The organism is Marinobacter sp. CHS3-4, from assembly GCF_030053415.1.
In the GTDB taxonomy this organism is placed as follows: Bacteria; Pseudomonadota; Gammaproteobacteria; order Pseudomonadales; family Oleiphilaceae; genus Marinobacter.
The window spans coordinates 1,326,394-1,338,185 of the sequence record NZ_JASGBJ010000001.1 but is presented as its reverse complement, the minus strand read 5'-3'; the positions used below and the strand labels follow the sequence as shown (position 1 = coordinate 1,338,185).

The following is an 11,792-nucleotide window of genomic DNA, read 5'->3' as shown; positions in this document are numbered from 1 at the left end:
GCCGTTTCCCCGGAGATCCCATGGACTATTTTTCCGAAAGCATCAAAAAGGCCATCCGCACCGTTCCAGACTGGCCCAAACCCGGCGTCGCATTCCGGGATATCACCACGGTTTTGCAGGACAAGACGGCATTCCGAAAGCTGATTGACGCCTTTGTGCACCGCTACCATGGCCACGACATTGACGCAGTAGCAGCTGTCGACGCCCGCGGTTTCATCATTGGCTCTGCTCTGGCTTACGAACTGAATGCCTCTCTGGTCCTGATCCGGAAGAAAGGGAAGCTGCCGTTTGACACTCTGGTTGAAGACTACGAGCTGGAATACGGCACTGCATCGGTCGAGCTCCACAAAGATGCCTTTAAACCCGGAGACAAAGTCGTTTTGGTCGACGACCTCATTGCGACCGGTGGCACCATGCTGGCGGCTGTCCATCTGATTCGACGGATAGGCGCTGAGATTGTTGAAGTGGCCGCCATGATTGACCTGCCAGACCTGGGTGGCTCCAGAAAACTGCAAGAGGAAGACCTGAAGGTCTATACTGTTTGCTCTTTCGAAGGCGACTAAGGGCACTTTGTGACGAACCCCGTGACGGATTATCAGCACCACTGGAAAGACGGCACCCCGCTAAGGCTGCCGTTGGGCAAAATCGTCTGCGTCGGCCGCAACTATGCCGAGCACGCCAAAGAGCTGAACAATCCGATACCCGATCAGCCGCTGCTGTTCATTAAGCCGGCAACCTCAGCGGTTCACGCAACCCGCCCTATTGTGCTGCCAGAGGGCCAGGGCTCTGTGCATTATGAAACCGAGTTAGCGGTGCTTATCGGGCGGCCGCTGAAAAACGCGACCGCCTCCGACGTGGAAGCTGCGATACTGGGCTACGGTCTGGCGCTGGATCTGACGTTGCGCGACGTTCAGGCGGATCTAAAAGAGAAAGGACACCCCTGGGAGCGTGCCAAGGCCTTTGATGGTGCGTGCCCGCTGTCACCCTTCGTTCCGGCGGACAAACTGCCCAAAGATCATCTGACCTTCACCCTGGACATAAACCAGGAACGCCGCCAGACCGGGGACACCCGCGACATGCTGAATCCGATCGTGCCATTGATTGCGCACATGAGCCGCCACTTCACACTGCTGCCCGGGGATGTCATTCTGACGGGCACCCCCAGCGGCGTGGGCGCACTCGAACCCGGACAAACGCTGTCATTGGAACTGGAACGAGCGCTGTTTGTAGAGACCCATGTGGTTGAAAACAACGTATACCCGGCATGAACAAAAAACCCGTAACAACCCGTAGAGGCCGCTTCTTCAAACTCGCTGGCATGACTGCCTCTGTGGCCAGTCAATACGCAGGTCAGAGAGCCCGCCGTCTGTTTCGCAGCGAAGAAGACAACGAAGGCGCGCGCTCGGAAAGCTACACCCGCATGGCCGATCAGATCGCTGAAACATTGGGCGAGATGAAAGGCGCCGTGATGAAGGTGGGGCAGATTGCTTCCCAGACCCAGGACTTTCTACCCAAAGAATTCTCAGACGCGCTCCAGCGGCTTCAGAAAGAAGCACCACCGATGCCGTTCGACGTCATTGTGGGCCAGATCGAGAACGAGCTGGGCAAGCCGGTGTCGGAACTCTTCGACTATCTGCAGGAAGAGCCTTACGCGGCAGCCAGTATCGGACAGGTGCATCGCGCCAGGTTGCATGACGGCACGGATGTGATCATCAAGGTCCAATACCCGGGCGTTGACGAGTCCTGTGACAGCGACCTGAAACAATTGCGCATGGCATTGAAGCTGGGGGGCTTGCTGAAGCTTCCCAAGGAGCACGTTGATCAACTGTTCGGCGAAATCCGCGTTCGCCTTAAAGAAGAGCTGGATTACGAGAACGAAGCCCAAAACCTGGAGCTTTTCCGGGACTTCCACAAGAACGATAAGTGGATCGTGATCCCCAAGGTGTACGGATCTCACTCGTCGCGGCGGGTACTAACCATGGAACTGGTCGAAGGCGACCACATCAGCGCCGTGACACCAGAGCATTACGACCAGGACACCATCAACCTGATCGGCCACAGAATTTTCACCATGATGGCGGATCAGCTGTTTCGCTATCAGTGCATTCATGGCGACCCTCACGCAGGTAATTTCGCCTACCGTCCCGATGGCACCATCATTCTTTACGACTTTGGCTGCGTTAAAAAGCTCAAGCCCGCAATCGTGGAGGCCTACCGCAAAGCCCTGGTTTCAGCATTGGATGAGGACTATGCCGCGCTGGACCGTCACCTGATTGACCTTGGCGCCAGAGTGGAATCCCAGCCCGCCGTAGACGAGGCCTATTACGCCATGTGGCGGGATATTCTGATCAAACCGTTTGAAAACGACACGCCTTACGATTTTGCTCAGTCTGAACTGCACAAAGATGTCGCGGCGAAAACCACGACCGTATTCAAGTACCTGGATTATTTCAAACCGCCGGTGGAGAGTATCTTCATCGACCGCATGATCGCGGGGCATTACTGGATGATGAAGCGATTGGGGGCCCAGGCGGCGTTCAGAGAACAGTTAAACAGTTATTTAATGTAGAAAAAACTCCCTCATAAGTTGTACAAACGAATTCTGATATCTTTGGACTGTCTAACTAATAAAACTTAGCAATAATTGGCAACAGGAAAGCGATCAGTGTTAGCGGAGCCAACGTCATCAAATATCGTCTTGCCGCATCCATTGCCTTCACGAACTCGCCACTAGAATTCGATTTGTAACTTCGCCGATAGAGTGAAATCAGAAACTTAAGGTCGCTTAACAGCGAGAGCTTGGATGGCGTTCCCGAAACGCTTCCGGTAGCTTCGCTGGCCCTAGAATCCGGTAATGCCTCGAGTACGAGATCCAAAGATTTAAAATATTTTTTTAAAAACCAGAAGTAAATGCCCAAATTAACGAAAAAAATGAGCAGAAACGTGTCATTCATCGATCACTCCTTCCAAATCGATATCGCCAGTCACACCAGATTTAAACGAAAAACCGCCATAAGGGCCAATTGCAGTTCCGATAGAGAAGTCTTCGTAATTCCATTTAATTTCTAGACAGCCCCCAGCACAAAACTCGGCTGACTGAAAGAAACCCTGAATTTCACCTGATGAGTAGACCTCTGCCGAAACTCCACCAAATGGTTTCAGCATTATTCCTTTATTACTGGTCACACTATAACTTAACTTACCTCGAAGATTCGAGCTGGCTACAGCGCTCGCGCCAGCCCCGAATGCAGCCTCCACACCGCCATCAATTGTAAATACGTCGAGGAAATTATCCCTGAGACCACCATCTACCAATCGATTCCAAAGATAACCGGCGAATGAATCTTCAGTTGCCATTGGCAGTGAGGGCAAATAAGCACCAGGATTGCCCCAAAAGCCAGCATTTTCCGATTCGTTCGAAACACTTCCAGGCGAAGAGCTCGGCAAACTTTCCGATCCAGCTGAGAACTGATTGGTGCCGGCAGCGATCTTATTCACAGTTTTATCATCAGTCGGTTTAGGCGTCGGTGCAGGGCGATTATTAGAGTCGGTACTTTTTGCACTAGTGTGACCAGTGTGACTTTGCCCGGTTCTAATCGAACTGATGTGAACTTTCTTTCCTCCACTAGGACTTGTGGTAATCGTTGCGTTACCGCTGACCTTGACATTCAAAGAACTTTTAGCCGAGATGTTATTACCTGCGGATTGGCTAACGCCGGCGGTAAGTTGGAAATCAGTGCGTTGACTAAAAGATTTAGTCCTTGAAGCACTGCCACCCCGAGGCTGATTAGAAATTGTCGAACGCCCTCCTGACGCAGATGCACTTGCATCACCTCCGCCAAAATCAAATAACTCAGCAATACCATTCACAGCCATTGCTCCCAGATACGCCGCCGCCAAATATTCCCAAATATAACCACTTGGGTCTGTCGCACTCATTGGGTTATTCATCACGTAAGAATAGCGGTTGTAACTCTGTGTCAATGCTGGTGCTTGAACCAATGGATCCGCACTCATGAACCGTCCAATAGTCGGATCATAGATCCTGCCATTCATGTGGATGAATCCGAATTCATCCAATTGCTCATGGCCCGTAAAGCCTCGATTTGTGACAACCTCTAGTTGAGCTTCCCAATCACCCACTAGCGTTTCCCAGCCCTCCTCGCGTCGCTCCCCGAATGGAGCGAAGCTTTGTTCCTGGGCAATGTCGCCCTGAGCATCCGTGATTACACTTGCGGTTCCTAGGTTGTCCTTATGTAAAAAGGTCAGCTTTTGCTTTTCAATTCCAGACAGGATGTTCTTGCTTTGCGTGTGCAACACCTTACCGCCGACACGGGACTTTTCAGTTACAGTGCCTTTTCTCAAATCAATGGTTTTTTCGTAAGCGCCGCCTTGAAGGTAAAACGTTTCTCGAGTTTTCTGTCCGTCGCTTTTACGTAGCTGGTAGAACCGTTTGGTATCCGGGCCGTAGGAGAAAAATGCTTCTCGTCGGCTCTGCTTTATCCAGATAGGCTTGTTCGAGGCATCGTAGCTAAGCAGACGAGCACCGGAGGTGGTGATGTTGCCGTTGGCGTCGTATCCGTACTCGGTCTCTACGCCTGAGTTTGTAATACTGGTAACCGCGTTGGGACGCTGGCTGTCGTACTTGTAACCATCTATATCTGAAACACCCTGTTTGTAGGTGATATTTCCATTCGGGTCGTATTCGTAATTCAACGTGCGAGTTCCAGAGCTAAGACCGGTGGTCTCGGCTTTCGTCAACCTATTCAGAGTGTCGTAACTGAAGGTCTCTTTTACATTCTGCCCGGAAAATATGGCGCTGCGACTTCTAAGGTTGCCATCGGTGCTGTAGGCGAATTCATAATCCTGCAGTGAATTCCCGTTTTTGCTGGTCGATATGCTGCTCAAGAAACCTTGTGCGTCGGTGTAGGTTCGACGAGTCGTTACACCATTGCCAAAGCGCTCAGACATCACCTGGCCGAACACGTCTGTTTCTGATGCCGTCCAATAATCAATGCTGCTATCCGCACTCTGTATGCCAATTCGGTAACCGTACGCACTGTACTTGGTTCTCGCTGCAAATCCGGATGGGTAGGTCACAGTCCGCAATCTGCTCGCATCATCGTATCCGTAAACAAACTCAAAATCGTGATTGCCGAGTAGAGTCGTGTTCACTCGGCGCGGTCGCGACAGTTCGTCGTACTGGTAGGCCTCTGTGAAATCAGGCCCCGTAATGCGATCCACCAAACCGACACCATTTGGCGCCGTATCGTGGATCCAATTCCATTGTTTGGAAACCTCCTTTCCTCCATGATCCACGTAATTCTCAGTGCGGGTCTCCATTCTTCCCAAGGAGTCCCTAGTCATCTCAATAACCTGACCTTTTGCGTCAACTTGCTTGACCAGTTCCCCAAACCCATTGTATGTGAAGTCAATTTTCCCGGTATTTGGATCAAAAACAGAATCCCTGTTACCGGCATCGTCGTATTCAACCCATAATTCAACTGCGCTGAGCGGTCTGCCCGGATCCTGTTCCACTTTGGACCTCACCAACCGCCCAAGATCATCATAGACGTATCGAACAGAGGCACCTTGCGCATCTACCGACTGCCTTAGCTGCCCATTCACATCGAAATGCCGCGAAGAGGTTTTGGTAACTGTTCCACCCTCAGGCAACACAACCCTCGTGGTAATCGACGTTTTGCTGGAGTATGTCGGGCTGGCTGAATAACTGAATCTTTGATACCCACCACCCGGGTTATTGATACGACCCGGTCGATCGTACTCATCAAAGCTTTCAACCGTTGTCCATTCAGGCGCAGAGCCTTCGAAGTAAGGGTTCGACTCGGCGATCAATCGACCAATTTCGTCGAATTGACGGTCTTTAACGACCTTTTGTCCGTCAGGGTTAACGCTGCTCTGCCGAATGGTGCGCCCTAATCTGTCAACATAAGAGACCTCGGGAGGCGCTACCATTCCGCCGGCATCGGGGTTCAAAGTTGCTTTTGTTGTCCGAACTAATGCATGGGTGGGGCAACCAGTCGAGCACCAAGACCGCATGATTTGCGCGACTGTGCCATCCGGGGTTGACTGAGTCGTTTGACGCCCCCACACGTCATAGCTTTGGGTGGTTGCCAGGCCATTGGCGTCAATTGTCCTCGTAACCTGGCCGTTACGAGGGTCATAAGTAAAGCTTTGAGTGTGCCCCTCTGCGTTTACGATGGTCCCAGGGCGTAGGTCTTTCCACCATGAAGTCACGCTCATCACGTTTCGCGTAACCTGCGTTCCATCATCCCCTCTCGCTTCAACAGAAATATTGGATACATTGCCAAACGTGTTGAGTTCAAACGTTGCCTTCTGCGACAACGGAGTGCCTGCATAGTTGGTTCTCTTATGCACTCTGTTTGTGGCTTCCCAGGGTTCCTGAGTCGTCACCGTGGTTTCTTCGCCCGCGACCAGGGTTTCACTGGTTTTGAAGCCTACCCGCCAGTCATCACCGTCCGTCAGTTTCTGATTGAAGGATCGACTGATCTGAACCGTCCGCTCTACCTCAGTGACTTCGCCTGATTCAAGTCCTCCGCCGGTCTTGGCCAACATACCGGTGACATTGCCGTACATGTCTACCGTGCGGTCAATTTGCTTTACGGATACTGCGCTTCCGTCGTAGGAAACAGTTGTCGACTTCTTGAGATAGGGAAGCGTAATGTTCGAGTCAGGCTGCTTTTGCTCTTCCCATTTCTGAGTCATTTCAGTCAGGAGAGTACCCTGGCGCTCAACGGTCATCGTCTCCAGGGTCCCCTCGAAAGGATAATCCTGTCGAAATGTTTTGGTGATTTTGCGCTGCGCCTGAACCTGTTCTTCGACAATTTCGCCGAAGCCCAGAAATCCTCTGCCCTGCAAGTGTTCTTTTGCACCTTTATAATGGTAGTTGGTGACAAGTTGTCCGCCCTGCCCGTTGTCTTCTGTCATGCTCTTGACGAGATACATACCGGCGTGGGTGTCACGATAAGGGAAGCAGGATGTTTCTACCTCTGTGTCACACCGCGTGTTGACGAAGGTATACACATCAGGATCTGAACTAGGCAAATACTCGAAACTGGTTTCAATACCGGCGCCGTTAACCACCTTTTCAAGAAGGTCGGGCTTCCCGCTGCGGTGATAAAACGCTTTTAAATCAGGTCCATCGGCGATAACAATGTCACCAATGCCGTCCGCCGACACGTCCACAAACATGGGCGCATCATTCGCAGAAATGACGGGTATCGTTTGCTCGTACTCTAGGCCGATACTGTTTCGATCCAGATTCGTTGAGTAAACCTTCCAGCCGTCACTTTCCTTTATCACAAAGTCAGGTTTGCCATCGTTATCGTGGTTGAGTGGCATGATGTCCGGTTGTGCGTTGTCGGTCTCAAGGCCAGTATCAATCTGGTCAAAACCGATACCGTTATTGACGTACGCATCCCATCTGTTATTCGAGCGCACCAACATGTCCGGCAATCCGTCCACATTGATGTCGGTGAGAGTTCCGTTGCCATCATCTCCGTCACCCAGCGGAATGCCTGTCGCTTTCTGCTCAAACGCGTAGACATCATTCCAGTTGCCCATGGTGTCCAACACGGATTCGCCAGTGGCAAAAGGCTCATACTTTACCCAGTTGCCATTTCGCTTCGCGACGACATCGTCGTAGCCATTTCCATCCAGATCACTCGCAAAAGAACCCGCTAGCGAATACTCGCTGCTTCTCGTATAGCCATCGGCAATGCCATCAAAAAAGTGATTGAAAAACACAACATTCTCTCTTTCGAACGCTGCGCTGGTTCGCAAAGACACAAAAGCATTCTTGGCAACTTCAGGGATACCAGGCTCACTTTCATCACGCCAGACATCGTTCTCTGCGTAGGCGTTGGTTAACGCTTCAACCATCTGATTTTCAATGAAACCAAAAACATCCTCCTTACCGTCACCGTTAAAATCACCTACGATAGGCTTGCTACCTAAGGTGGAGATAACAACACCAGACAGGTTATTGTATCGAGCAATTTCAATAATGCCCCAGTCAAATACGTCAACTGGTGAATTACCCGCCACGATAGTGGTATTCATTTTAGCGCTTGTAACTACCAATAAACCGTAGGCACCATCGCGCTCATCCAAAAGTATCGGTTGTGCGCCACTTGCATATGGTTGAGATGCTCCCTTTCGTATGCCTGTCTCTTGTGGTGAAGAAAAACCAGATTTTTCACCCCACATAACACTCCACTGGTCATTTTGAGGGAAGACAAGGTCGGCGTAACCGTCGCCGTTCGCATCGAATAACAACGGGCGGCCGGACATTTGTATTTGAGGTGCAATTAGGTTGGAATCGGTTTCGTAACCGCTTTCTCCCTCTTGATAAGTGAACGTAACTGGGCGAGCACAATGTGCGGCAGATCCAGACAACTCGTAGCCGCATTCTTCCAATTGCTCTAGCAAAGACCGGCCTGAGCTTGCCGAGTATTTGTACTTAAGGTTGTATTTTTTTACGTTCGCTCCATCGACAGAAGTTGTGACGGTCGAAAGCCTCTTAGTAGTCGAGTACTCCGCACCGGCCCAGTAACGCCAATTGATATCTTTACGCCCTCCAGAGCCGCCTCGGTCTTCATACTCAAAGTCGATGCGAACACCTGGTTGGTACTCAATGTAGTCGGGATACTGCTCGTTTTTATTTCGATCATTGGTGTAAGAAACTTGAAAGCTATTGCCGAATTCGTCACTTACCTTGTTCAACGTCCAAGAGTAAACAGAGTTCGTACTTGCGGGAGACACTCTCGAATCTTCGGTTCTACCAAGTTCGAGAACTCGACCAGACTTTGTCCAAACCTTGAAATACAGAGGTCCATTCCCAGCAGATCCAAAGCTTTTTATCTTGCTCACCTGATCTTTTTCGGTCCTGTATTCTGCCCCGTCATCGCCGTAATTACCCTCTACGACTATCAATCGACTTCCATCAAAACAGTACTTTTCCTCGGACGACATGGGTTCGGCTTTAGGAGTGCCATCAACGGGAATGATCGGCTTACATCGAGACACACTCGACAGTCCCGAAAGTCCCCAGCCCAACCCTTGGTGGCCGGCACCAAAACCGCTGTCGTAGCTCAGTCCCAGGCCAGGTACTACACCGCCGCGACCCGGAGGAAGTTCGAAGGCGACGCCGTAACTTGATGAGCCGGTAGGCGTGACAGACGGGGCGCCAGAGGTAAAAGCGACCGAACTGCTGCTGGTCCCGTTCAGGTTTGGAAACTGCCCTGAACTTCCTGCTTTGGCAACTTTTGTTTCGCCGTTTTCGACAAGAATTAGGTCGTCCCGTCCATCGAGGTCAATATCGACCACACCAATATCTTTACTACCCGGCTCGCCCTGCTGTGGGATAGTCTGCGCTATCAACGCCACAGCTCCATTTTCCGAGGAATGCAAAACGAAATCGGTTTGGGTGTCGGATTTAAGATAAAGATCGTTTTCACCGTCACCATTGAAATCGCCCGAAATTAACGAGTAGTCGCTGGCAACTAGGTTCAGGTTGGCAAGGCCTGTTGGAGTCGCTGCTTGCACCACATAGGAGCCATCCCCAGCACCAAGCAGTACAAAGGATGGATGATCTCCAGAAAGCGTGACCTTCACGTCATAGGGGATACTCACTTCTTTCGTAGCGCTTCTGAGTATCACATCCTCAATTCCGTCAGAATTGTAATCAGCGACAAACACCTCGTGACTATCGCTTGTCCAGGGTTTTGCTGATACCTGCAATGGCAATACGACCAAAAGGCACAAGTAAAAGAAACGGAACAAGGGCTGAGAAACTGGCATGGAGAACATCCGTGTTTAATAAGATTACAATCTGTTTTCGATATAATGTTTTGCGCGTTCTTTCAGATAATCATCGACCGATTGCTGACAGCTGGGTTGACCAGCCCCGTCACACAGTTTGATGGTATCGAGGTACGCTTCGGTTTCTTCGCGCAGAACTCGAGCAGTTTTCTTTGATTGCTCGGGACTATCAGATTCGGGAGGTGTCCACAGGTAAGACACTAAATAAAGGTTTTCAGAGCCAGAGAGCGCCTGTGTAATGAGGAGCTTTTCCACTCGCTTTGGATTCGAATCACTCGTGCAGAGTCTCTCAACCCTGAAAAACTGCTCCGTCTGCTCCTTTTCAATGAAGTCGCTCCATTTACCTGAGTCACAGACAATGTCTTCTTGTCTCATGACTTGATTCAAAGAAGTCGGGTCTGGAAGCTGGGTGCGATTTTTGAGGACATGCTGCACAAGCAGACCCTGCTCTCCCAATATTTCGTTGCTGAGCGCTGTGTACCTGTAATAATTCTCAGCATCTGACTCTGATTGACTTACAAGCTGGCTGCCAGCGGGCGCCCGCATCGTAATGTTTTCTGAGCCCGACACTTGTGAACTTATCGCGATTAACAGAAGCGAAAGCCCATGCAAAGCACTTCGGGGAAACCTTCCTGACATAAAATCCCTCAATGAAAGCCTGCTTACTTTTTTGGCGGCGAATGACTTGCGCACAGGTCAGTCCACCGTTGCGCCAGTTTCTGCGTGGATTGCAAAGACTTCTCCGCCATCGGTACCGACGTACACCAGCCCATCTGAACTTGCTCGCGGCGAAGATCGTACCGGCGCTCCCAGGTCCAGTTTCCAGAGCATGTCGCCAGAGACCGGATCAATTGAGTAAACGTGGCCATCGTCCGAACCAACATATACTTGCCCTGTCGCCGAAACCGCTGGTGTCGTCGCTATGGCCCCGTCAGCCGTCAACAATGTCTGTGGCTCTGCGGGAGAAGTCAGACTGATTTTCAGTAGCTTCCCGCTATCCGTACCGACGACCAGATGGCCATCGCTGAGTATTTCAGGTGAAGACTGTGATGGACTGCCAAGATCCAGCGACCAGAGCTGCTGACCGTTCTGGTCCAGCGCATAAAGCATCCCATTTTGTTCAACCGCGTAGCTGTTGCCATCCGAATCCAGGGCCACTTTCGACCTTATAGCGCCTCCGGTCTCTGCACTCCACTTTGCCAGGCCAGGAGCGCCAGGAAACCAACGGGGATCAGTCGGGTCTGTGTTTACTGCGTATTCTTCCGAGTTAGTAAAGCCGTCCCCATCCTGGTCGAGCTGACCATCCGACGCATCGACTGGATTGAGAAGATAAAGCACCTCCCAACCATCATCCATGCCATCCCCGTCGGAATCGCTGTTGTTGGCCTGAGTTTGATAAAGGTGATACTCATCCTCATTGGAAATCCCATCGCCGTCTAAATCGAGCACCGCATCAGAAGCGTCAAATGGATCAAGACCGTTAGCCGTTTCCCAGACATCCGGGAGGCGGTCACCGTCATCGTCAAGATCCTCGTTGTCGCCAGTGCCATCGTTGTCGAAGTCAGCGCACTCAGTGGGATCTCGATCAAAAACGTCGGTTTCGTTGGGGCATCCATCTCCGTCAATGTCTGGATCAGAGTTATCGCCGATCAAATCGCCATCGAAGTCCGCCCACTCAAGCGGATCATCCGGGAAGGCATCGGTATTATCGCCGTAACCATCAGAGTCTGAATCTGCGGTTTCTGTAGGATCAAGTGGAAACGCGTCATCTTTATCAGGAACTGAGTCGCCATCGGTGTCGAGATGACCAATACCTTTAAACCCGGCAGTCAGGACGACCAGCTCATCCGCAGCATTGGATATGGCATACAGGTGACGGCCATCCGGACTGGCCACGGCGCTGGACCACACACCACCGGTGTTCCCTT

General features: G+C 51.2%; 7 protein-coding genes. 3 read left to right on the top strand and 4 right to left on the bottom strand.

The features are described from left to right. Positions 1-20 precede the first annotated feature (20 nt). Genes QLQ17_RS06235 through QLQ17_RS06225 form a run of 3 tightly spaced genes read left to right on the top strand, consistent with a single transcriptional unit; the run spans position 21 to position 2,569 of the window. Positions 21-563 (top strand): adenine phosphoribosyltransferase, encoded by a 543-nt coding sequence (locus tag QLQ17_RS06235; RefSeq protein WP_283208680.1) that lies wholly within the window; start codon positions 21-23, stop codon positions 561-563. A 21-nt stretch (positions 564-584) separates the two neighbouring features. Next, positions 585-1,268 carry a fumarylacetoacetate hydrolase family protein gene (locus QLQ17_RS06230; protein WP_283209053.1) on the top strand — a complete coding sequence of 228 codons (684 nt, stop codon included), beginning with the start codon at positions 585-587 and terminating at the stop codon, positions 1,266-1,268. Beyond that, the gene (locus QLQ17_RS06225; protein WP_283208679.1) at positions 1,265-2,569 is read left to right on the top strand and encodes an ABC1 kinase family protein; all 1,305 of its coding nucleotides are present in this window, start codon (positions 1,265-1,267) and stop codon (positions 2,567-2,569) included. Before QLQ17_RS06230 ends, QLQ17_RS06225 begins: the two co-directional genes overlap by 4 nt. Positions 2,570-2,624: 55 nt before the next feature. Here the strand turns inward: QLQ17_RS06225 and QLQ17_RS06220 are convergent, their stop codons facing one another. From QLQ17_RS06220 to QLQ17_RS06205, 4 genes are all read right to left on the bottom strand, one after another. Further along, positions 2,625-2,954: a hypothetical protein gene (locus tag QLQ17_RS06220; protein ID WP_283208678.1), complete on the bottom strand. Its 330-nt coding sequence runs from the start codon at positions 2,952-2,954 to the stop codon at positions 2,625-2,627. Further along, positions 2,947-9,843 carry an RHS repeat-associated core domain-containing protein gene (locus QLQ17_RS06215; protein ID WP_283208677.1) on the bottom strand — a complete coding sequence of 2,299 codons (6,897 nt, stop codon included), beginning with the start codon at positions 9,841-9,843 and terminating at the stop codon, positions 2,947-2,949. The genes QLQ17_RS06220 and QLQ17_RS06215 overlap by 8 nt, the downstream gene beginning before the upstream one ends. Positions 9,844-9,867: 24 nt before the next feature. Continuing rightward, the gene (locus QLQ17_RS06210) at positions 9,868-10,557 is read right to left on the bottom strand and encodes a hypothetical protein (protein WP_283208676.1); all 690 of its coding nucleotides are present in this window, start codon (positions 10,555-10,557) and stop codon (positions 9,868-9,870) included. A 3-nt stretch (positions 10,558-10,560) separates the two neighbouring features. Then, the coding region (locus QLQ17_RS06205) for an outer membrane protein assembly factor BamB family protein (RefSeq protein WP_283208675.1) at positions 10,561-11,792 on the bottom strand (1,232 nt) is incomplete at its 5' end.

What these genes read in the sequence shown, in the direction of transcription:
- QLQ17_RS06235 (WP_283208680.1), top strand. Translation starts at nt 21, where the DNA reads ATGGACTATTTTTCCGAAAGCATCAAAAAGGCCATCCGCACCGTTCCA.
- QLQ17_RS06225 (WP_283208679.1), top strand. Translation starts at nt 1,265, where the DNA reads ATGAACAAAAAACCCGTAACAACCCGTAGAGGCCGCTTCTTCAAACTC.
- QLQ17_RS06220 (WP_283208678.1), bottom strand. Translation starts at nt 2,954, where the DNA reads ATGAATGACACGTTTCTGCTCATTTTTTTCGTTAATTTGGGCATTTAC.
- QLQ17_RS06215 (WP_283208677.1), bottom strand. Translation starts at nt 9,843, where the DNA reads ATGCCAGTTTCTCAGCCCTTGTTCCGTTTCTTTTACTTGTGCCTTTTG.